Below are 21,064 nucleotides of genomic sequence, written 5' to 3'. Positions count from 1 at the left end.
AGCGCCGCTATCAATCTTCAATGCTTGATAATATGGGAGGTTATCCGCGTGTGCGGGCCAAACCATCCTTTGCCGGCTGGTATTTCGGATCGAGCTGTACGGCCCGGGAATAGGAATTCGCAGCCTTGGCCTTGTCACCATTGTGTTCGTAAACGAGCGCCTGGTTGGCCCAGCTTTCCGCTATGCCCTGGTCGAGCGTGATGGCCGTGTTGAAATCGTCGAAGGCATTGTCGTAGTCGCCGAGCGCCACATAGGAAATGCCGCGACCGTTATAGGGCTCCGGCGCTGTGGAATTAAGCGAAATTGCCTTGGAGAAATCCTCGATGGCCTGCTTATGCTGGCCTTTCGCCTGATAGATCAAGCCGCGATTGTGATAGGCGCGACCATCCGTCGTCTGTAGGGAAATGGCCTGATTGAAGTCGCTGAGCGCCTGATCGAGACGTCCGGCCTGACGATAGACATTGCCGCGCCCGATGTAGGCGGCGTCATATTGCGAATTGAGCTGGATGGCCTTGCTGTAATCCTGCACGGCCTTGGTGCTGTCGCCCATATAGCGATAAACCAGCGCGCGATTGGCATAGGCCTGATAGAAATTCGGATTGAGCGCGATCGCCTGATCGAAATCGCGCAGGGCTTCCTTGTAACGCCCGGATTTTCCATAGGCGGAGCCACGCACGTTGTAGCCTTCCGGATCACGCGGATTGCTCTGGATCACGCTCGTCAGCGAACTGATGTTCTCGCTCGACCCCTGGGCACGATCAACCGTGCTTAACGCCGTCGTCGTGGAGCTTTGGCAGCCCGCAACGGTCAAAGCCAGAAGTGCGGTGGCAATGATGAGGCCGTTTCGACCTGCTCCACCCAATGCCCCGATTCCCGAAACTTTCGTTCCAGACGATTGCATCACCTTTAAGCGTGTGGGCAACGACTGCATTCCTTTCAGCTCGCATATGGGGCGCAAAGCCCTTCTGCTTCTTCTCCATCCCGTAGCCAGATCCGCTTTGGGGATTCTCGCCTCTGCCGGATTATTCTGTCTGTTACGGTACTATACTGGCCTCAACCACCAGATAAAAACAGCAAAAAGGCGGCATTTTCTTCAGCTTGGGTTACTTTTGGATAGCCCGCTTGACAGTTGGATATCCTAATTATTGTTTTTACACATATTGGTACGCGAGGAGTCCAGAAACTTTTCGTAACGCCGCATTAAAAATGGAAGCCTGAACAAATGAAAATATATGTGTTGGTCTAATTTTCGACATTTGCATGCTTCGGATGCAGTCATCGAGCAAATGTCGAATTCAATTCACTTGCTGACCTAAAACCGCTTCGCAAGGTGCGGGAAACAATCACAATATCTGAGGTCAAAACATGCAAAATCCGGCGCAAGCGAAGGCCAGCACCGGAAAGCAAAAAGGCGCTGTTCAACAGCGCCTGTTTTTAAAGTCGATCAGCGAGCGCCAGGACGGCCGCCGATGAGGCCTTCACGCTGTGCGCGCTTACGGGCCAGCTTGCGTGCACGACGAACGGCTTCTGCCTTTTCGCGGGCGCGCTTTTCGGACGGCTTTTCATAGTGGCCGCGCATCTTCATTTCGCGGAAGATACCTTCGCGCTGCATCTTTTTCTTGAGAGCGCGGAGAGCCTGATCAACATTATTATCGCGGACGAGTACCTGCACGTGTATTCCCGTATCAGTTAGAATTTCGGTTAAGCCTGAGGCCGTTAGGGGGTCTTTTAACGATTTCAGCCGGTCTGACCGGCCGATCAACGCCCAAAGGCTCCCAAGCTTCGCAACGGATACGCTGCAAATTGGTCGTGGCTATTACCAGAAAGAGCCTAGCCTGTCCACCTCAAGATGCAACTTTGCCCACCGCCTTGCGCGAAATACCGGCTTGCACACGATTTACTATAGTCGCAATTGCGCGAATAGGCTAAGCGGCACCTGTTTCTCGCATAATTCAGCCTCAATGACTGCCCATAGCATTTCGCCAGAAAACCGATAGTACTTCCTCTCAATTTATCCGATTCTCCTGATGCCCCTCCGCAAACGACTCGTTATCCAGTTCACAGGCTATGAAGGCCTGCACCCCAAGGCCGTCCGCGTGCGCCACGCGCAGGCGCTGAAGGATTTCGACCGCTTGTGGAAAGCAAAGACCAAGCTTCCGCCCATGACGGAAGAGCCCGACGATTGCGGCACGACCACCGCTGTCACCATGGGCAATGGCTGGCAGACGGAAACGGAGTTCTGCCAGTTCGGCACTGCGGATATTTTCGACGATTACGCCGCGCGCTCGACGCCGAAACGTATGCTGAGCGGCTTTCACGCATTCTTGAACATTCTATTCACAGGGACGCTGTGGCGTTATCTGACGACGAGCTGGCGTTTCGTCCTGTTTTTCCTGTGGCCATTTCTGCTGTCTCTGGCGATTCTGGGCATCGCGACCCTGCTGGCCTTCGCACCGGTGGCTGCAGGCCTTTCGGCCTTGCATCTTCTCTGGTCGGTTCCGCTTGCAGCCATCGTCGCAACCCTGCTCGTGCGCAAGCCCGGCGACCGGTTTTTCATGTCCTATCTGCTCGACGACTGGTCGGCGGCCTATGATCGTATTCACGGTCGCAACGAGAAGCTCAACCAGCGGCGCAAGGCTTTTGCTAGAGTCCTGAAGCAAAAAATCGAAGCCAGCAATGCGGATGAAGTCGTCATCGTGGCGCATAGTCTCGGCACGGTTCCGGCTGTGGAGGCGCTTGCCGACCTTCAGCGCGAGCGTCCCGACCTCCTGGCAAAGCAGCCGGTTTCGCTGCTTGCCATCGGGTCATGTCTGATGATGATCGCGCTTCACCCCAAGGCAAAGTCGCTGCGCGAGGACGCGCGCGTGGTGATCGAGGAAAGCCCCATCCTGTGGTCGGAATTTCAGGTGCTGACCGACATCATTCACTTCTACGGCTCGGACCCGGCCAAGGTTCTCAAGTTGAAGACCGCCAACCCGCCGCTCATCAACCGCATACGCTTCAAGAACGTGCATAGCGAAAACCGCTACAAGCGCTCGAAAGGCAATTTCTTCCTGATGCATCTGCTTTATATGCGCGGGGCGGAGAAGAAGAATTTCTACGATTTCGGCATGTTCCTGCACGGCCCGTTCTTCTTCCGCGAACTGATGACGGAGCACAAAGAAAAAGCCGCCCCTCTCGATGAAGAAGGACGGCTTCCGGTTCAGTACCGCAAAGCGGCTTAACCTTCCGGTGGCGCCACAACGGCAATGGTGAGCCAGGTTGCGGTCAGTGCTGGCTTCAGCGAGTTTTCGATCTCCAGTGTCACATCATAATGATTGACCACCCGGCCTGACGGGCGGATATCTGCATCCGCCAGCTTGAAGCGAGCACGCACGCGAGCCCCGGTCTTGACCGGCGATTGGAAGCGCAATTTGTCGAAACCGTAATTGATGCCCATGGTGGCACCTTCCAGCATCGGCAATGCTTCATAAGCCAGCGTCGAAAGCAGTGACAGCGTCAGAAAGCCGTGTGCGATGGTGCCGCCGAAAGGCGTCTCCTTGGCAGCGCGTTCCGGATCGACGTGAATGAACTGATGATCGTCGGTTGCATCCGCGAACTGGTTGATCATTTCCTGCGTGACTTCGCGCCACTCGGAACATCCGATTTCCGTGCCGATTGCCTCGCGCAACTGGTCGAGCGTGATTGCGTCTTTCATTCGCTGGCTATTCCTGCTGATGTGATTTGCCTTGTGTTTAACGCATAAAGTTCAGGCGGCAACCAGAATTTCCCGGGCAATATCATCCCAGTGCGAGAAAACCTGATGTGCGCCTTTGGCCGAAAGCCGCGCGGCATGACCTTCATAAGTATGTCCGCCGCCTGTATAGCCAAACGCGGTCATCCCCGCTGCGACCGCGCCTTCGACACCGAAGGGCGAATCCTCGATCACCACACAGCGCGACGGATCGACACCCATCTTGGTCGCAGCAAACAGGAACAGATCCGGTGCAGGTTTGCCGCGCTTGACCATGGTAGACGAATAAACGGCATCGCCGAAATACTGACTGATGCCAGTCTTCTCCAGACTGAAGGCAATACGCTCGGGCTGCGAAGACGAAGCCACGCAGCGCTTTTGCGGCAGCTCGCGCAGAAAGTCGGCAATGCCGACAGTAGGCTGCAAGGCTTCCGCGAACAGCGTTCTGGTGACAGGCCAGAATTCGCCATCAACGCCGTCCGGCAGACGATGCCCGGTCATATCCTCGATCATTTTCATGATGTCGGCCTGCTTCATGCCGATGCCCTTGGCGACCGTGCCCTGCGGCAATTCCATACCGTGATTGGCATAGACCCGCTCGAACGCAAGACAGGAAAGCGGCTCGCTATCGACGAGAACGCCGTCGCAATCGAAGATCACAAGATCGAAAGGGGATACGCTGTTCATTTTGGCTCCAGTGACATGCATATTTTGTCGCGCAGATTGGGGGTGCGCGCCTGTCAGTGTTGATATAGAGACTGTTCATCTAATACGCATCTATATCAACACAAGCGTGACAAATTTATCTCGCCAGTGCGGTTCTGACGTTTTGCGGAGAGTTTCATGACGACAAATGTGGCACTGGTAGGACTGGCGCGCGATCTCGCGGCGCGGGCTGAAACCGGCAAGCCGATCCGCATCGGCCTGATTGGCGCTGGCGAAATGGGCACCGACATCGTCACGCAAGTGGCACGGATGCAAGGCATCGAAGTCGGCGCACTTTCGGCTCGCAGGCTGCCTAACACGTTTAAAGCCGTGCGCACCGCCTATGGCGACGAGGAGAACGCACAGGAAGCCAACAGCGAAGCGGCGATGACCCGCGCCATCGAGAATGGCAAGATCGCCGTCACCGGCGACAATGACCTGATCCTCACCAACCCGCTGCTTGATGTCATCATCGATGCCACCGGCATTCCAGAAGTAGGAGCCGAAACCGGCATCAAGGCGATCCGCAACGGCAAGCATCTCGTCATGATGAATGTCGAAGCCGATGTCACCATCGGTCCGTACCTCAAGGCCGAGGCCGACAAGCAGGGCGTGATCTACTCGCTGGGCGCGGGCGACGAGCCGTCATCCTGCATGGAGCTGATCGAATTCGTGTCCGCCATGGGCCACAAGGTCGTCGCCGCTGGCAAGGGCAAGAACAATCCGCTCAATTTCGACGCGATCCCCGACGATTATCAGGAAGAGGCTGACCGCCGGAACATGAATGTCCGCCTGCTGGTGGAATTCGTCGACGGTTCCAAGACCATGGTTGAAATGGCAGCTATAGCCAATGCCACCGGGCTTGTGCCGGACATTGCGGGCATGCACGGCCCCAAGGCTGCCATCGGCGAACTGAACCGCACGCTGATCCCGAAGGAAGACGGCGGCGTTCTCAACAAGTCGGGCGTGGTCGATTATTCCATCGGGCGCGGCGTATCGCCGGGTGTCTTCGTTATCGCCAAGATGGAGCATCCCCGCCTTGTCGAGCGCCTGGAAGATCTGAAGATGGGCAAGGGCCCTTATTTCACCTTCCACCGCCCCTTCCATCTCACATCGCTGGAAGTGCCGCTGACGGTGGCGCGCGTCGTGCTGCATGGCAAGACCGATATGGTGCCGCTGCCAAAGCCGGTCGCGGAAGTCTGTGCAGTTGCCAAGAAGGATTTGCAGCCCGGCGACCGCCTCGATGCCATCGGCCAATATTGCTATCGCTCGTGGATCATGACGACACCTGAAGCCCGTCTGGCCAAGGCTATTCCCTGCGGCCTGCTCCAGAACGGCTCGGTCATCGCGTCGATCAAGAAAGGCGAGCTCATCACCTATGCCAACGCCACCCCGCAGCCCGGCTCAAAGATCGCCGAACTGCGTGCGTTGCAGGATGCCATGTTAGGGCAGTAAGGCAGTAGGGCAATATGGCAGTATGTTTAGGGGAGTAATGGAGTAAGGCGAAGACGGGCAGCATGTCCGCAAGTCAAACATACTGCCCTAATGCCTTACTGCCCTATTGCCTTCCTCTAGTGGTCGAGGGCCTTCACAATACTCTCCACCATCTTCTTCGCATCGGCGAAGAGCATCATGGTGTTGTCGCGGAAGAACAATTCGTTTTCCACGCCCGCATAGCCGGAGCCCATGCCGCGCTTGATGAACAGAACCGTGCCTGCCTTATCGACATCAAGGATCGGCATGCCGAAGATCGGTGACTTCGGATCGGTCTTCGCAGCCGGATTGGTGACGTCATTCGCGCCGATCACGAAAGCCACATCGGCCTGCGCGAATTCCGAATTGATGTCTTCCAGCTCGAACACTTCATCATAAGGCACATTGGCCTCGGCCAGCAGCACGTTCATATGACCCGGCATACGACCGGCCACCGGATGGATGGCGTATTTGACTTCCACACCTTCCGCCTTGAGCTTATCGGCCATTTCACGCAGCGCGTGCTGGGCCTGCGCCACTGCCATACCGTAGCCCGGCACGATGATGACCTTGGAAGCGTTCTTCATGATGAAGGCCGCATCGTCAGCGGAACCCTGCTTGACCGGACGCTGTTCAACCTCGCCAGCCGGACCGCCAGACGTATCGCCGCCAAAGCCGCCGAGAATGACCGAGATGAACGAACGGTTCATGCCCTTACACATGATGTAGGACAGAATCGCACCCGACGAGCCAACCAGCGCGCCGGTGATGATCAGCGCCAGATTGCCAAGCGTGAAGCCGATGCCTGCCGCTGCCCATCCCGAATAGGAATTGAGCATGGAGACCACGACCGGCATGTCTGCGCCGCCGATGGGCACGATGATCAGCACACCGAACACCAGCGACAGAAGCACGATCAGCCAGAAAACGAAATGGCTTTCGGTATTCACCAGTACAACGACCAGCAACACGATGGCTGCGGCAAGAACGGCGTTGATGACATGGCGGCCCGGCAGCATGATCGGCTTGCCCGACATGCGACCGTCAAGCTTGAGGAAGGCGATGATCGAGCCGGTGAAGGTAATTGCGCCAATGGCCACACCCAGCGACATTTCAATCAGCGCCTGACCGTGGATCTGGCCCACTTCGCCAATACCGAAGGAATGCGGCGAGTAAATTGCCGCAGCGGCCACCAGAACGGCGGCAAGACCGATCAGCGAGTGGAATGCGGCAACGAGCTGCGGCATGGCCGTCATGGCGATGCGGCGCGCAATGACCGCACCGACACCGCCACCAATGGCGATGCCAAGGACGATCAGTGCCAGACCGCCAAAGCTTGGACGCGCCAGCAAAAGCGTGGTGACGATGGAAATCGCCATACCAATCATGCCGTACATATTGCCCTGACGGCTGGTCGTCGGATGCGACAGGCCGCGCAGCGCCAGAATGAACAATACGCCGGAGACGAGGTAAAGGAAGGCTGCGAGATTAACGCTCATAATGGTTCAGCCTCACTTTTCTTTTTTCTTGTACATGGCGAGCATTCGCTGGGTGACCAGGAAGCCGCCAAAAATGTTGACGCTCGCCAGAATGAGCGCAATGAAACCGAAGCCGGTTGCCCAGCCCGAAAGCGAAAGGCCGACGGCCAGAAGCGCACCCACCACGATCACCGATGAAATGGCGTTGGTAACGGCCATCAGCGGGGTGTGCAGCGCAGGCGTAACCGACCACACGACGTAATAGCCGACGAAGATCGACAGGATGAAAATCGCAAAGCGGAACACGAACGGATCGATTACGCCGCCCGATGCGGCATGCGCGGCAGCCGCTGCTGCGTCACCCAGACCACCTGCGTTTTCCGCAGCCTGACGGACAGCATCTGCGGCCTGGTTCAGGCTCTCAAGAGCTTTATCGAGACTAGTTTCGGCCATTATGCCTCTCCTCCATCAACAGGAGACTTGGGGGAAGTCGAAGACTTTGCAGCAGTCTTCGGTGCTTTTGCAGGCGCTTTTTTCGCTGCTTTCGGTGCCGGTTTGGCATCGCCGACTACTTCCGCCTTCTCCACTTTCGGCTTAGGTGCCGCTTTCGGCTTGGCAGCGGGTTTCGCTGGCTTTTCGACAGCAGGCGCGGCTGCGGCAGGCGCTGCATCGGCCTTGGCGAAGGCCGGGTGCAGAATCTTGCCCTGATGGGTCAGAAGCGTCGCCTTGACCAGTTCTTCTTCCGGATCGATCTTGAGAAGCTTGGTTTCCTTGTCGACCAGCGTTTCGAGGAAAGCGATGAGGTTGCGCGCATAAAGCTGCGACGCGCTCGCAGCAATGCGGCCCGACACGTTGAGATGGCCGACAATCCTGACACCATTCACTTCGGCGATCTGACCGCCGACAGCGCCTTCGACATTGCCGCCGCGTTCGACAGCCAGGTCGATCAGCACCGAGCCGGGGCGCATGGAAGCGACCATTTCCTTTGAAACCAGACGCGGTGCCGGACGGCCCGGAATGAGTGCCGTGGTGATGACGATATCCTGCTTGGCGATATGATCGGCAACGAGCGCTGCCTGTTTCGCCTGATATTCCTTCGACATTTCCTTGGCATAACCGCCGGATGTTTCGGCGGCCTTGAACTCGTCATCCTCGACGGCGATGAACTTCGCGCCCAGCGAGGCGACCTGCTCCTTGGCTGCCGGGCGAACGTCGGTTGCCGTCACCACGGCACCAAGACGGCGCGCCGTGGCGATGGCCTGAAGACCGGCAACGCCTGCGCCCATGACGAAAACCTTGGCGGCGGGCACCGTACCAGCCGCCGTCATCATCATCGGCATGGCGCGATCATAAACTTCCGCCGCATCGATCACGGCCTGATAACCGGCAAGGTTCGCCTGCGACGACAGCACGTCCATCACCTGCGCACGAGTGATACGCGGCATGAACTCCATGGTGAAGGCCGAAATCCCGGCCTTGGCAAGTGCCGCCACCGCATCTTCATGACCATAGGGATCAAGCATGGCGAAAAGTGCTGCTCCCGATTTATACCCTTTGAGTTCCGTATCCGTGGGACGGCGTACTTTGAGAATAACGTCTGCCGTTTTGGCATCTGTCGCCGTGCCGATACAGGCACCGGCTGCCGTAAACTCGGCATCGGGAATGCGCGATTTCTCGCCAGCGCCTTTTTCCACCACGATATCAAAGCCGAGCGCGATGAATTTCTTCACCGTCTCCGCCGATGCCGCAACGCGTGTCTCGTTGGGATCACTCTCTTTCGGGATAAATAACGTTTGGGCCAAGCTGGTTTCCCTTTCGTGGCGTTCTTCCGGATTTGATACCGGTCGGGCAGAATTGCGGGCTTCCGGGAAGAAGCCTTTTAAAAAAATGAACTACAGACATGCATAAACCCTCGGCACGGTACCCCATGCCAAGGCATTCGATCAAATTGTGCGGGTTAATCCGGGTTCAGATGTTCTGAAGCCGCATCGGCGCGCCACCAGATGTCACCATCTGGCAGCGACAGGATGCGCTAGAGGATGAACCAGGCAGCGACACAGACGAGAATGAAAAGAACGGTCGCGGAGAAGAAACCACCAGCAAAAAAGCCGAACGCCATGGCAATCATAAGGGCAACGAGCGCCACCGTGGCCCATTTCACCAGGCCCGCAAAACCGGCATAAGTTTTCTCATGCTCAGCATAGTCCATCGGTGCGCCAAGTTCAGCCGGAGCCGTCGTATGATGTTCTGCCATTTTCGTTCCACCCATTCAGATTTTCCACCCAACATTGATGATGTTAAGCGAAAACACCTGCAATCTTCAATGTGCGACCGACTAAACCCATGCATTGACAGCAAGGCTTTTCGTCGCAGCTACCCTCTCTCCGCAAGAAGCGGTTCCGCAATCTTCGTAAAGCGAAACCACCCCTCTGGCTATATTTAATTGTTTAATCTGGCGGAAGATTTTTCCAATCTTAGGCTACAGCAGCGGCCTTGGATCAGACACTTACACGCCGAGACCGGTATACTTTGCAGTCGGCAGGATTGTCAGCGGCACGGAACTGCCGTGCATATCGGCAAACATGGCGCGACGTTCATGCGGCTGCGACTTGAAAAACGGAAAGCGCACGGCCACCGCATCGCGGATATTGCGGATGGGAGCAGCACCGAGCCCGACTCTAATTCCATAGCCTTCATGTTCGCGCGCATCGGCCATCATGGATGTGCCGAAAATGCGCTTGTAGAAGGCCATGTGCTCCGGCTTTACCGAGGCAAGGCATTGGTCTGCCGCGAAAAATTCGGATGCCATCGCCGCAATGCGCAAGGTGATATAAGGAATGGCCGGATATTCGCTCAACAGCTCCGGATCAGCGGCAAAGCGCGTCGGATCAACAAAATGCATGCCGCTATTGAGCAGCGGATCGAGAATATCCGGAAACAGTGCATAGCTCGTGCCGCGACGATGATCGGGCGTAATGTGATGGATGCGCAGCGTGCTCACCAGTTGCCCGTCCACATGCACGCCATAGACAAAGGCATGGCTGTCACGGTCAATGTCATCCACGATGGACGGCACTTCCGCCTCATGCATGACATTGCGGGTGCGATAGGAACGGTAGCGCAGACGACCGATTTCCTCCAGATCCTCAGCATGGACGATCCGGCGATATTCAACCCGATCAAGAAATTGCAACAGCTGTCGCGCGAAATTGGACAATGGCGGTTTTTCGCCTGTAACAGCCGTATTCGTCATGCAATCGATTTCCGCACCCCACAAATCAGTGCGCAGAATATGCACCTTTAACAGCGTGTAAAGATATAACTTTGTGCGCTGCCTTCTTATTGCCTTGCAATCAACACTCCGTCGCCACAATTGAATTGCGCTTTTGCGCACGACAAATAGGCTGGAAATGCAAAATGGCCCAATTACGGGCCATTTCACGACTTTGCCTTAGTTTGAAAACGGGGCGTCAAAGCGCATTGGCGATAGCCTGAAATGCGTGCATCGACTCGTCCTTCATATCCTGTCCGTCGACATTGAAACTGGAATGCGCGGAGGTCTTGGCAATGACGACACCCTTGGCAGGATTGACATAGATGAACTGCCCATAGATGCCGACAGCACTATAGTCACCCTGCCAGTCAACCGGCGTCCACCACTGATAGCCATAACCGAACGGGATCTTGCCGAGCGCATCCTTGCGACCGGGCATGAGATAGGGCGCATCCGGCGTCACCGAATCATGCACCCACTGCGCCGGAACAAGCTGCTCGCCCTTGAAGTTGCGTCCTTCATTGAGATAGAGCAGACCGAAACGCGCATAGTCGCGAAGCACGGCATTGAGACCAACGGCAGCCGCAGCCTCGCCGGTCGGGTCGGTGACCCAGTAGGCATCAGCTTCCGCACCGAGCTTCGACCACAGCTTTTCCTCCATGTATTTTTGAAGCGGAATGCCGGTCGCGCCCTCCAGAACCAGGCCGAGCACCTGCGTATCCGCCGACACATAATGGCTGACCGTTCCCTGCGGACGTTCATTCTTCAGATGCGCCGTGAAATCGATGATCGATCCGGTCAAAAGAGCCGAGGAATAACGAACGATATCAGAGTTGAGATCGCCGTAATTCTCGCTGAACCCGATCCCGGAAGCCATCTGCATCACGTTCTTGACCGTAACGCCCTTGTAGCCGCCCTGAGCCAGCACCGGCGCGTAGTGGTCGACTGTCTGGTTGATGTCAATCAGACCATCACGAACGGCGTTGCCCATAAGGAAGGAAACGAAGGATTTCGACACGGAAAACGCGACCGCCTGCGTGTTTTCGGTATTGCCGTGATCATATTCCTCATGAACGATGACACCATCCTTGAGAACGATGAAGCCGGTTGTACCACCACGTTTCAGCCAGTCGGAAACCTTGCGGGTCTCGCCCTTGTAAACAAACGTCTCCGGCAGAGGGCGTTCCGCTTTGGCGAGCTGGCTGACCTCGCCTTCATGCGGAATGCGTACGGAAGGATACCGCTTGTAAACATTGCGGAAATTCTCGAAAATCTCAGGTCCCTTGAACATCTGGGCATATTGATAGACGGCCCATGTCTCATGAATCTTCTTCCAGAAGACCGCCGTACCGACACCAGCTATAACGACAAGCCCGATCAGAGCATATAAAGTGTAACGAAAAAAGCTTTTCATTGCCTCCCCTTTAACCACCAAATTAAATTGATCACTAATTTATAAGAATATGACGAAATACTTATATATCTCCTCCTGAGACAATAAGAGCATGATACTAATACATAAAAATATCCCTATTATTTGTTTTATATTCAAATTCCAGTGAGCTAGACAAGCTGTCGCAGATGTCTAAAGCGTCGCAGTCGAGACACGTTAGAGTATCATGCAGTGCCGTGAGCACTCGCGAAAATAGCGATGATTACAAAGGGTTAGATGCAGGAAAAATCAGGCCACGGTTCGCCCGCCGTCGCGTCGTGCTGCGGCTTTCGTGGTCATGGCGGTGATCGCTTCGACCGGCACGGGCATACCGAGAAGATAGCCCTGAACGAGATCAGCACCCGCCGCCACGCGGATCAGCGCAAGCTGTTCCTCGGTTTCCACGCCCTCGACCGTCACACCCAGCCCAAGCTCATGCGAAAGCTGGGTAACACCGCGAAGCAGCATCAATGACCGCCGGTCGCTGGTGATGTCGCGGACGAAAGAGCGGTCGACCTTCACCTTGGTCAATGGCAAGGTGTTGAGATAGCTGAGGCTGGAATAACCGGTTCCGAAATCGTCCAGCGCGATATTGATCCCGGCATTCTTGAGCCGCTGTAGCACCATCGAGGTCTTGTTACGGTCGGAGATGATGGCGCTTTCCGTCACTTCCACCTCAAGACGGTGGGCCGGAAGCCCTGATTTCTGCAAAGCATTCGCAATGTCGCGGGCAATGTCGCTGCTTTTCAGATCAATGGCCGACAGATTGACGGAAACGCCGATCCGGTCCCCCCATGACAGGCAATCGGCACAGGCCTGGGCCAGCATGAAGCGCGTAATATCGGTAATGATGCCCATCTCTTCCGCAAGCGGAATGAACTCGGCAGGCGGCACGAAACCAAGTTCCGGATGCTCCCATCGCGCCAGCGCCTCACATGCGACAACGCGCAAGGACTGCGCGCTGACAATGGGCTGGTAGACCACCTTGATCTCGCCGTGATCGATGGCAAGTCGCAGATCGGCTTTGAGTTTCTGGCGTCCGCGATATTTGGTATCCATCGCATCAACAAAGATCGACCAGGGTTTGTCTTCCCTGCTTTTGGCTTCGTAGAGCGCCAGATCGGCATTGATGTGCATGCTGCCGACATCGCATCTTTCGAGATCCTCGATCGCGATGCCTGCACTGATATCGATATGGACCTGATCGCCGTCGAGATCATAAACCCCGGTCACAACGGCCATGATGTGATCCATCACACCTGCCGCTTCAGCCTCGCTGCGCAAGTTGAAGACAAACACCACGAATTCGTCGCCGCCGAACCGCGAGGTGATAAAACGCTGCGGATCGAGCGAACTGAGCCGCTCCGCAAACAGGCGCAACAGCACGTCACCTGTATGATGTCCCAGCGTATCGTTGACATGCTTGAAATGATTGATGTCGATGACGATGAGAGCAGCCCGCGTACCCATTTGCTGGTGGGAACGCATGGCTCGTACCAGGGTCTCGAAATAATTGCGGTTCGGCAGGCCGGTCAGACCGTCGTAGCGCGCCATATGCTGGATGCGCGCTTCCGCTTCCACGCGCTGCGTCACATCCTCGAACATCAGGACCGCCCCCTCATTGAGGGTCTGGTTGCCGATACATTCGATATAACGCTGGTTCGAAAGCTGGAAAATGTCGCGGGTACGTTTGCCGAGCAGAAGATCCTGCATGCGCACATATACGCTCTTCAAATCTTTCTGCGGAAACAGCCCCTTCTTCGCGCAGTAGCGCAGCAGAACGTCGAGCTTGCGGCCATGCAGCTTCGTGTGTTCGGCGATCTGCAGCATCGCCTTGGCCTTGTTGTTGATGACCGCGATACGGTGCTGGCTGTCGAACATCAGCAGGCCCTGCGGCATGTTGTTGAGCGCCGCATCGAAACGCCCGGCCACGATTGAGAGGCGCCGCTTGCCCATAACCGCGGCGAAGAGAAACTCGCGCAGGCCATTGGCCATCTGGATATTGGACAGGAAATACGGGATCAGCAGCAGACCGATAATGACGTGAAACGGCGTTCCGGCCAGAATGAGCCCGGCCAGAACCGGAATAAGCGTGCAGGCCGACATCAGGACGACGGCTTTCGCCGAAGCATAATTGCGGCCCACAATGGAAACGACCGAGGCCAGCAGCACGGTCAAACTGGCAAGCTCGGCGAAAGAATCCCGCAGCACATAGCTTGAGAAAAAGCACAACATGCCAAGCGTCAGGCAGACGGCGGATGCGCCAATCAGATAACGCGTTTCCCACCGGTCGAGATCGGCATGGGAAAGCGATTGCTGTTTTGCCTGATCGAACTTGTGCATGTCGAAGATGCGACCGACGGCTATGACGGCGAAGACACCGGCAAAGACCAGATAGCGCCAGTCGTCAGTTTTTACATAGATAACGACGCAGGCTACAACGTGCGCGAGCAAGCCGAACCAAAGCGTCGTACGATTGCCGTACAGCGCTCTGAGAAAAGATAGCCGCACATCTGCAGGTATCTCAGGTTTACGGCTTTGCCACATTCGATGCATTAATCCCTTACACGGGGAGGCAATATCGCACTAATGACTTAAAAATATCTTTCGGGATATTAAACCACAAGCTGTCATGGCAACCACCATAAGATGTATTCAGATATTTTTTAAGGAAACCCACAGACGCACAACCCTCAAAGGCCAATTACAACCATAGGCATTCATCTTTTAGTCGTCCCAATATTACTGAAATGCCTATAATGGGAGAACAGGAACAGGTTAGTTTCCCTGTTTCCGAGAATTAATCCAAATTAGTCGAAGTGGATATTCTACTGCCAGACCCCCACCGGCTAGAGGAAAAACCTGTCCCACAAGTCACGATGCGGGAAATAGTCGCCCGAGAAACTTTCCAACTCTGTCAGAGTTGATGCCCCCCATCAATGGTAATGATTGAGCCCGTCATATAGCGGCTCGCATCGGAAGCCAGCATCAGCACAACCCCGTCCAGATCCTCCGGCTCGCCAAGGCGCCGCATCGGGTTTCGACCTTTGAAGTAGCCGCCCGCAGGACCCTGTAGTTGCTCTTCGTTGATTCGGGTCGGAAACCATCCCGGCGAAATCGCATTGACGCGAATATCGTGGGCAGCCCATTCCAGCGCCAGTGCCCGCGTCATCTGGGTAACACAGGCCTTGGACATCGAATAGGCTGCAGCCCCTTTCTGTGGACGCTCGCCCAGAATGCTGGTCGTATTGACGATGGAACCGCCCTCGCCGCGCTCGATCATGCGGCGGGCAGCCTCCTGCGCCACGAAAAAGGCACCGGCAACATTGACTTCGAATATATGCTCAAGCATATCGCGCGTCGTATCGAGCGCGCGCGCCATATGGGCGACGCCGGCATTGTTGAAGAGCGTCGTTACCGGCCCGAAACGCGCCTCCGCCTCATCGAAAGCACGTATGATTTCATCCGGATGGGTTACATCCGCCATGATTTCCAGAACCTCGCCCCCCGACGGGCAGATGCTTTCACCCGCATGTGTGCGCGAGATCGAAATCACCCGCGCACCATGCCCCGCCAGCACATGGACCATTCTGAGGCCCAACCCCGAAGAACCTCCCGTCACGGCAATAACCTTGCCCCTGACGGAGAACAGCTGATCGTCAGTCATTTGTCCCCTCAACTGCCAATCTCTCTTTATCTGTTCCTAGATTATCGGGAGCAGCATTTGAACCATCTTCGACCGTAAAAATCGGTTCAAATCAACACAATACACAGAAGGCACGACGAAAGACCTATGGCGTAGCCGATAGGCGACACCTGTTCGTGATTGCGCGCGCTATTGCGGAGAAGTAAGTGTCAACGCAAGTAGAGCATTTCCAGTTTAAATTGCATCGTTGGAAATGCTCTAATTCTTTGTTCTTACGCATTGTCCTACGCAAAACCGCTTCGCACTTTTGCTGGAAATGCTTTAAGCGCATAATCCGACTGGTGGAAACGAACATTATGCCCAAGACTTCTCGCCCTCTCGTCGCCGTGCCGACCGATGTGAAGCCGTTTGAAAACTACACCTGGCATGCAGCGCCCCAGCAATATCTGGCAGCGGCAATCGATGTTGCGAAAGTAACCCCGCTGCTGGTGCCGAGCTTCGGCGACAAGATGGACCTCGACGCCATTCTGGATGCCGTCGACGGTGTTCTCATCACAGGTTCCAAATCGAACGTTAACCCGGCGCTCTACGGCGTCGAACCGAGCGCCGCGTTCGAACCCTATGACAATGCCCGCGACGCGACTTCACTGCCGCTCATCCGCGCCGCCATTGAAAAGGGTGTTCCGGTGTTGGCCATCTGCCGCGGCATACAGGAACTGAACGTCGCGCTTGGCGGTACGCTCGCCACCGAAATTCAGGAGCTCGAAGGCCGGATGGACCACCGCGCGCCTGAATCCGAAAGTCAGGCCGAGCGTTTCGCCATCCAGCACCCGATCAAGCTCAACCCGAACTCATGCCTTGCGGAAATCCTGAAAGAAGAAAGCGTGCGCGTGAATTCCGTTCACCGTCAGGCCATCGACAAGCTTGCCCCGCAGCTTGAGGTCGAAGCCATCGCCGAAGACGGCACGGTAGAGGCCGTATCGGTGAAGAACGCGAAGGGATTTGTCGTCGGCGTCCAATGGCATCCGGAATATTGGGCGCATTCCGATGCCCCGTCGCGCAAGATCTTCGAGGCGTTCGGCGATGCCGTGCGAAAGTATAGTTTAGGGGAATAGGGGAATAGGGGAATAGGGGAATTTGAAAGAATCGGATAAGTTAAAGCAAGTTATTTTCAGCTTACTCCCTTACTCCCTTACTCCCTTACTCCCTTACTCAGCGATCGCAACCACACCGCAATCCCCGGCTTCCGAGCCGAAGACGAGGCGGTGGCCCTGTTCATCCCAGCCCATGCTGGTGATTGCGCCCTTGCCCGGGCGGCGCAGCAGAACTTCCTTGCTGTCGGCGAAACGTGCGATCAGGATCATGCCGTCATTATAACCAATGGCTGCAATATCCTCGACCGGATGGCAGGCGACGGATGTCACCATACTGTCGCCACGCAGGCCAAGCTCCAGAGGAGCCTTGCCCATCGGGCCGTCCTTGCCTGCAAAGGGCCAGACGATTGCCGCAGGCGCGCCGGACGTGGCGAGCCACTTGGCCTTGGCGCTCCACGACCAGTCTTTCACCTTCGCCGGATAGCCGGTCATGCGCATATGCTTGGTGTCTTCGAGACGCCAGCCATGCAGGGCGTTTTCCTGCATCGAGGTGACGAGGAAGCGTCCGTCAGGCGAAAAGATCACGCCGATATGCGCGCCCTTCCATTCCAGTTCAACGGGTTTCGCCGCCGTTCCGGTCCAGATCAGGGTTGCACCATTATAGCGCGCAATAGCCAGTCGCTGGCCCTTCGGCGCAAAGGCGATGCCCTCGACGCTGCGTTCCTGTACAAATTCCTGAATTTTGCCGTCGGAGGTGCGCACCCAGGCGGTGCGACCCGATGCAAAGCCGACAGTTCCGCCGGGACCACTTGCCACCGCCGTCATCCATTTGCGCGGTATCTTCGCAAGTTCGCTCACTGTTCCATCGGCGTCCGTACGGCAGACACGACCATCTTCGCCGCCGGTGATGAGCGACTTTCCATCAACGGACACAGTCGCGCTCAGCAGCCCATCATGAGCTGCCGAGGTCTTGGTTCCGTTGTTGAGCTGATGGATCGAACCATCCGCCATGGCGAAGAAGGGAATGCCGCCGACAAAGCGCGCATAAAGACAATGACCTTCGAGGTCGAGCGGAGCTACTGTAGGCATCGGCTTCCGGTATTTCTTGTTTACTTGACTTGGCTGTTTTCGAAGCCGGCTTTCAAGGCAGCAGGATCGAGTTCACGACCGATGAAGACGAGACGGCTTTCACGCTTTTCGTCTTCCTTCCACGCGCGCTGGTGGTCGCCCTCAATTATCATGTGCACGCCCTGCACCACATAGCGATCCGGATCGTCCTTGAAAGCGATGATACCCTTGAGGCGGAGAATGTTCGGCCCCTGCGTCTGGGTGATATTCTGGATCCACGGGAAGAATTTCGCCGGATCGATTTCACCAGCCCTGAGCGACACCGACTTCACCGTTACATCATGGATCGGTGATGCATGATCGTGATGATGATCATGGTCGCAATCAGGACCGCAGACATGATCATGGTCATGATGATGGTGGTCGTGCCCATGGTGATCATTATCACGATCGTGATCGTGGTCGTGGTCGTGGTCGTGGTCGCAATCCGGTCCGCATACGTGATCGGGATGATCGTGGTCGAGAAAGTGCGGGTCGTTGTCCAGAACACGCTTCAGGTCGAAGGCGCCGCGATCCAGCACGCGGTCGAGCGGGATAGAGGCGCGCTCCGTGCGATGGATGATGGCATGCGGGTTGATGGCGCGCACGGTCGCCTCGATGGCAGCCAGTTCCTGCGGCGTCACGAGGTCTGTCTTGTTGATAAGCACCACATCGGCAAAGGCAATCTGGTCTTCCGCCTCGCGGCTGTCCTTCAGGCGCAGCGGCAGATGCTTGGCATCGACAAGGGCGACAACCGCGTCAAGGCCGGTCTTGGCGCGCACGTCATCGTCCATGAAGAAGGTCTGCGCGACCGGAACGGGATCGGCCAGGCCGGTGGTTTCCACCACGATGGCGTCGAAACGACCCGGACGGCGCATCAGGCCCTCCACCACGCGGATCAGGTCGCCGCGCACGGTGCAGCAGATGCAGCCATTGTTCATTTCATAGATTTCTTCGTCCGACTCGACGATCAGGTCGTTGTCGATACCGATCTCGCCGAATTCATTGACGATGACGGCATAACGCTTGCCGTGATTTTCAGTCAGGATGCGGTTGAGAAGAGTGGTTTTACCCGAACCCAGATAACCGGTCAGAACGGTCACGGGAATGCGGCCAGCTTCAGTGGTCGTCGTGCTTTCAGACGGAGCTTCGGTTTGGGCTTCAGCCTGGCTCATGGTCATGCCTCTTGAAGTTGTGGCCCGGTGTGGCCAGCATGAAGCGGCACAGCACCGAAACCTCGGATAGGACAATTCATATAAGGGAAGGGCAACGTGAATGCCATATGCAATGCTATAATATTACATCCACCCAATCACATTCACGCCAGTTGGTGCACAGGTTTTGCGGGGTTAAAGCATGTCTCCCAAAAGCGGGAACCGCCTTCGCGGGGAAATCAGTCCACTGGACTGATTTCTGGTCCCGCTACGATGGGATAAAGACATGCGTGAAAACAAAGCTTAAAGCGTGTTCCCTGAATATAATGGGATGCAACACGCTTTAACCCGCCTGACTGGCGAGGCGCTGCGACTTGAACCGGTCAAGATCGAACCTGTCGACATCGCGCAGCAAGTCGATAAAGCCTGCAACCGCATTAGCGATCAGTTTTTCTCCAGCCTCAGCCGTTGCGGCAGCAGCGTTGCCTGCAACCCCTTCCGGGTTGAGATCGTGCATCTTCCAGCCGAAGGCATGAGGGCCATAGGCGCGCAGAAACTTGAATTCCTCGGCATAACGTGACTGGGCGTTGGAGAAATTGCGTGCCTTCGACATATCCACCAGATCAGGGCGCAGCGCCAGCATCACCGATGTCTCGATCAAGCCGCCATGAATGTCGAGTGCTTTTTCCTCTGGCGTAATCAGGCCTTCCGGCAGGCCGAAGCGGGTCCAGCTTGTGGCGACAGCAAGCATGTCGAGCCGTGTGCGCAGTTCTGTCGCTACAATCGTCATCAGCGGCGAATTTCCGCCATGCGCGTTCAGCATGACCAGTTTGCGAATACCGCCTGCATGAAGGTTTTCGCCGATGCCGACCCACTGGTTCACGGCCTCGGCGAAAGCGAGGCTCTGTGTTCCTTCGGTATCCATGTGCTCGATGGAATAGCCGACCGGCTGGGCGGGCAGAAAGTTGACATTCAGCTCGGCAGGCAGCGCATCGCTAACGCGCGCGACAATGCCTTCGGCGATAATCGTATCCGTTTCAAACGGCAGGTGAGGCCCATGCTGTTCGTGAGCGCCAAGGGGCAGAACGACAATCATGTCGCTGTTTTGATCGCGCAGATCGGTCATGTTTTCCTCGCTTTATTCTTTTCTTCGAGCCTGAGACCCTAACGCTCGTTAGCCATGACAGCAACCGGGCCTTGTTGTTTCATAAGTCGGACAATATTTTACGATATATGGATGGATGGGACTATCGATCAGGCGACAGGAACTATTTCATTTTAACGCGCATCTCGTCCGAAAACTGTTTCACACTTTTCGGGATGCGCTCTAAAGTCAAAAAACAAGGGCGAGGTGGCGATGAGCAAGGACAATAAGGCGGTTGTACTTTACCGGCTGCAATCCGTGGCACGACTGTCGCGGACGGTGCTGGCCACGCGGCTTCTGGAACAGGGGCTCTATGCAGGGCAGGATGCAGTCATGCTGCAACTGGCTGCGGAAGACGGGCTGACGCCGGGTGTTCTTGCACAGCGGCTGGGTGTGCGCCCGCCCACCATCACCAAAACCATTGCGCGCCTGCAGAGCCAAGGTTTCGTGGCAAAACGCGCCTCGGAAACCGACCAGCGCCAGTCGCATGTCTATCTGACACAGACCGGTCTCGAGACGATCAAGGCAATCGAGAAATCCATTCGCAAGACCGAAAAGGACATGCTGAAGAGCCTCGATAAAAAAGACCGCAAGACCTTCCTCAAGATGTTGAGCCGGATGGAAAGCAATCTTGCGCTTCGCGGTGTCACACGCCTTCCCGACGAGCCTGAAACGGACGTGCCTGAAGAGGACGACGTGGAATAAGCCTGCCGTTTATCGGGCTCTAACTATTTGTTTTGATGCGTATCTTGGCTGGAAACCGTTAAACACTTTTCAAGATGCCTGCTATCGAAAATGCTTCCAATTCAAGGATTGCAATGGCA

At 56.1% G+C, this 21,064-nt stretch carries 19 protein-coding genes; 4 read left to right on the top strand and 15 right to left on the bottom strand.

The genetic code is table 11. The annotated features are described in order from the left end of the window. Nucleotides 1–40: 40 nt before the first annotated feature. Both FIB18_RS15480 and rpsU read right to left on the bottom strand, forming a co-directional pair. A complete protein-coding gene (locus tag FIB18_RS15480; protein ID WP_140021555.1) occupies nt 41–931 on the bottom strand; it encodes a tetratricopeptide repeat protein in 891 nt (296 codons plus the stop codon). Between the two features lie 513 nt (nt 932–1,444). Next, nucleotides 1,445–1,672, bottom strand: coding sequence for a 30S ribosomal protein S21 (gene rpsU / locus FIB18_RS15475; RefSeq protein WP_010659458.1), 228 nt, complete (start codon nt 1,670–1,672; stop codon nt 1,445–1,447). Between the two features lie 355 nt (nt 1,673–2,027). Between rpsU and FIB18_RS15470 the strand changes: the two genes are divergently transcribed. Next, nucleotides 2,028–3,224 carry an alpha/beta hydrolase gene (locus tag FIB18_RS15470; RefSeq protein WP_140021554.1) on the top strand — a complete coding sequence of 399 codons (1,197 nt, stop codon included), beginning with the start codon at nt 2,028–2,030 and terminating at the stop codon, nt 3,222–3,224. On the opposite strand, the gene FIB18_RS15465 is transcribed toward FIB18_RS15470, so the two are convergent. Together FIB18_RS15465 and FIB18_RS15460 are read right to left on the bottom strand one after the other, a co-directional pair. Further along, nucleotides 3,221–3,697: a MaoC family dehydratase gene (locus FIB18_RS15465; RefSeq protein WP_140021553.1), complete on the bottom strand. Its 477-nt coding sequence runs from the start codon at nt 3,695–3,697 to the stop codon at nt 3,221–3,223. The genes FIB18_RS15470 and FIB18_RS15465 overlap by 4 nt on opposite strands. A gap of 51 nt (nt 3,698–3,748) precedes the next feature. After that, nucleotides 3,749–4,420, bottom strand: coding sequence for an HAD family hydrolase (locus FIB18_RS15460; RefSeq protein WP_140021552.1), 672 nt, complete (start codon nt 4,418–4,420; stop codon nt 3,749–3,751). A gap of 156 nt (nt 4,421–4,576) precedes the next feature. Between FIB18_RS15460 and FIB18_RS15455 the strand changes: the two genes are divergently transcribed. Next, nucleotides 4,577–5,893, top strand: coding sequence for a 1-deoxy-D-ribulose 5-phosphate reductoisomerase (locus FIB18_RS15455; RefSeq protein WP_140021551.1), 1,317 nt, complete (start codon nt 4,577–4,579; stop codon nt 5,891–5,893). A 116-nt stretch (nt 5,894–6,009) separates the two neighbouring features. On the opposite strand, the gene FIB18_RS15450 is transcribed toward FIB18_RS15455, so the two are convergent. From FIB18_RS15450 to FIB18_RS15415, 8 genes are all read right to left on the bottom strand, one after another. Next, nucleotides 6,010–7,410 carry an NAD(P)(+) transhydrogenase (Re/Si-specific) subunit beta gene (locus tag FIB18_RS15450; protein ID WP_140021550.1) on the bottom strand — a complete coding sequence of 467 codons (1,401 nt, stop codon included), beginning with the start codon at nt 7,408–7,410 and terminating at the stop codon, nt 6,010–6,012. Between the two features lie 12 nt (nt 7,411–7,422). Then, nucleotides 7,423–7,842, bottom strand: coding sequence for a proton-translocating transhydrogenase family protein (locus FIB18_RS15445; protein ID WP_140021549.1), 420 nt, complete (start codon nt 7,840–7,842; stop codon nt 7,423–7,425). Continuing rightward, on the bottom strand, nt 7,842–9,191 hold the full coding sequence (locus FIB18_RS15440) for a Re/Si-specific NAD(P)(+) transhydrogenase subunit alpha (protein ID WP_140021548.1): 1,350 nt from the start codon (nt 9,189–9,191) through the stop codon (nt 7,842–7,844). The genes FIB18_RS15445 and FIB18_RS15440 overlap by 1 nt, the downstream gene beginning before the upstream one ends. 230 nt (nt 9,192–9,421) lie before the next feature. After that, nucleotides 9,422–9,643, bottom strand: a complete 222-nt coding sequence (locus FIB18_RS15435; RefSeq protein ID WP_061345780.1) for an aa3-type cytochrome c oxidase subunit IV — start codon at nt 9,641–9,643, stop codon at nt 9,422–9,424. A gap of 252 nt (nt 9,644–9,895) precedes the next feature. Next, nucleotides 9,896–10,642 carry an N-acyl amino acid synthase FeeM domain-containing protein gene (locus FIB18_RS15430; RefSeq protein ID WP_140021547.1) on the bottom strand — a complete coding sequence of 249 codons (747 nt, stop codon included), beginning with the start codon at nt 10,640–10,642 and terminating at the stop codon, nt 9,896–9,898. A 217-nt stretch (nt 10,643–10,859) separates the two neighbouring features. Beyond that, on the bottom strand, nt 10,860–12,077 hold the full coding sequence (locus tag FIB18_RS15425; protein WP_140021546.1) for a serine hydrolase domain-containing protein: 1,218 nt from the start codon (nt 12,075–12,077) through the stop codon (nt 10,860–10,862). 267 nt (nt 12,078–12,344) lie between these two features. After that, nucleotides 12,345–14,642 (bottom strand): putative bifunctional diguanylate cyclase/phosphodiesterase, encoded by a 2,298-nt coding sequence (locus FIB18_RS15420; RefSeq protein ID WP_140021545.1) that lies wholly within the window; start codon nt 14,640–14,642, stop codon nt 12,345–12,347. 370 nt (nt 14,643–15,012) lie between these two features. Further along, the gene (locus tag FIB18_RS15415; RefSeq protein ID WP_140021544.1) at nt 15,013–15,762 is read right to left on the bottom strand and encodes an SDR family NAD(P)-dependent oxidoreductase; all 750 of its coding nucleotides are present in this window, start codon (nt 15,760–15,762) and stop codon (nt 15,013–15,015) included. Between the two features lie 335 nt (nt 15,763–16,097). On the opposite strand from FIB18_RS15415, the gene FIB18_RS15410 reads away from it, so the two are divergent. After that, nucleotides 16,098–16,856 (top strand): gamma-glutamyl-gamma-aminobutyrate hydrolase family protein, encoded by a 759-nt coding sequence (locus FIB18_RS15410; protein ID WP_140021543.1) that lies wholly within the window; start codon nt 16,098–16,100, stop codon nt 16,854–16,856. Nucleotides 16,857–16,949: 93 nt separating this feature from the next. Here the strand turns inward: FIB18_RS15410 and FIB18_RS15405 are convergent, their stop codons facing one another. From FIB18_RS15405 to FIB18_RS15395, 3 genes are all read right to left on the bottom strand, one after another. Continuing rightward, nucleotides 16,950–17,924, bottom strand: a complete 975-nt coding sequence (locus FIB18_RS15405) for a WD40 repeat domain-containing protein (RefSeq protein ID WP_140021542.1) — start codon at nt 17,922–17,924, stop codon at nt 16,950–16,952. A gap of 20 nt (nt 17,925–17,944) precedes the next feature. Then, a complete protein-coding gene (locus FIB18_RS15400; protein ID WP_174977439.1) occupies nt 17,945–19,117 on the bottom strand; it encodes a CobW family GTP-binding protein in 1,173 nt (390 codons plus the stop codon). A 322-nt stretch (nt 19,118–19,439) separates the two neighbouring features. Continuing rightward, complete coding sequence (locus FIB18_RS15395) at nt 19,440–20,222, bottom strand: creatininase family protein (RefSeq protein WP_140021540.1); 783 nt, start codon at nt 20,220–20,222, stop codon at nt 19,440–19,442. A 231-nt stretch (nt 20,223–20,453) separates the two neighbouring features. On the opposite strand from FIB18_RS15395, the gene FIB18_RS15390 reads away from it, so the two are divergent. Further along, nucleotides 20,454–20,945, top strand: coding sequence for a MarR family winged helix-turn-helix transcriptional regulator (locus FIB18_RS15390; protein WP_140021539.1), 492 nt, complete (start codon nt 20,454–20,456; stop codon nt 20,943–20,945). Nucleotides 20,946–21,064: the final 119 nt, after the last annotated feature.

This window comes from Brucella pecoris (assembly GCF_006376675.1).
Taxonomy (GTDB): domain Bacteria; phylum Pseudomonadota; class Alphaproteobacteria; order Rhizobiales; family Rhizobiaceae; genus Brucella; species Brucella pecoris.
The sequence above is the reverse complement of the archived record's forward strand: the minus strand, read 5'-3'. Positions and strand labels throughout refer to the sequence as shown.

Bases quoted from the DNA above. Each gene is read 5' to 3' on its own strand.
- FIB18_RS15480 (WP_140021555.1), bottom strand. From the start codon at position 931: ATGCAGTCGTTGCCCACACGCTTAAAGGTGATGCAATCGTCTGGAACG.
- FIB18_RS15470 (WP_140021554.1), top strand. From the start codon at position 2,028: ATGCCCCTCCGCAAACGACTCGTTATCCAGTTCACAGGCTATGAAGGC.
- FIB18_RS15465 (WP_140021553.1), bottom strand. From the start codon at position 3,697: ATGAAAGACGCAATCACGCTCGACCAGTTGCGCGAGGCAATCGGCACG.
- FIB18_RS15460 (WP_140021552.1), bottom strand. From the start codon at position 4,420: ATGAACAGCGTATCCCCTTTCGATCTTGTGATCTTCGATTGCGACGGC.
- FIB18_RS15455 (WP_140021551.1), top strand. From the start codon at position 4,577: ATGACGACAAATGTGGCACTGGTAGGACTGGCGCGCGATCTCGCGGCG.
- FIB18_RS15450 (WP_140021550.1), bottom strand. From the start codon at position 7,410: ATGAGCGTTAATCTCGCAGCCTTCCTTTACCTCGTCTCCGGCGTATTG.
- FIB18_RS15445 (WP_140021549.1), bottom strand. From the start codon at position 7,842: ATGGCCGAAACTAGTCTCGATAAAGCTCTTGAGAGCCTGAACCAGGCC.
- FIB18_RS15435 (WP_061345780.1), bottom strand. From the start codon at position 9,643: ATGGCAGAACATCATACGACGGCTCCGGCTGAACTTGGCGCACCGATG.
- FIB18_RS15430 (WP_140021547.1), bottom strand. From the start codon at position 10,642: ATGACGAATACGGCTGTTACAGGCGAAAAACCGCCATTGTCCAATTTC.
- FIB18_RS15425 (WP_140021546.1), bottom strand. From the start codon at position 12,077: ATGAAAAGCTTTTTTCGTTACACTTTATATGCTCTGATCGGGCTTGTC.
- FIB18_RS15420 (WP_140021545.1), bottom strand. From the start codon at position 14,642: ATGTGGCAAAGCCGTAAACCTGAGATACCTGCAGATGTGCGGCTATCT.
- FIB18_RS15415 (WP_140021544.1), bottom strand. From the start codon at position 15,762: ATGACTGACGATCAGCTGTTCTCCGTCAGGGGCAAGGTTATTGCCGTG.
- FIB18_RS15410 (WP_140021543.1), top strand. From the start codon at position 16,098: ATGCCCAAGACTTCTCGCCCTCTCGTCGCCGTGCCGACCGATGTGAAG.
- FIB18_RS15405 (WP_140021542.1), bottom strand. From the start codon at position 17,924: ATGCCTACAGTAGCTCCGCTCGACCTCGAAGGTCATTGTCTTTATGCG.
- FIB18_RS15400 (WP_174977439.1), bottom strand. From the start codon at position 19,117: ATGAGCCAGGCTGAAGCCCAAACCGAAGCTCCGTCTGAAAGCACGACG.
- FIB18_RS15395 (WP_140021540.1), bottom strand. From the start codon at position 20,222: ATGACCGATCTGCGCGATCAAAACAGCGACATGATTGTCGTTCTGCCC.
- FIB18_RS15390 (WP_140021539.1), top strand. From the start codon at position 20,454: ATGAGCAAGGACAATAAGGCGGTTGTACTTTACCGGCTGCAATCCGTG.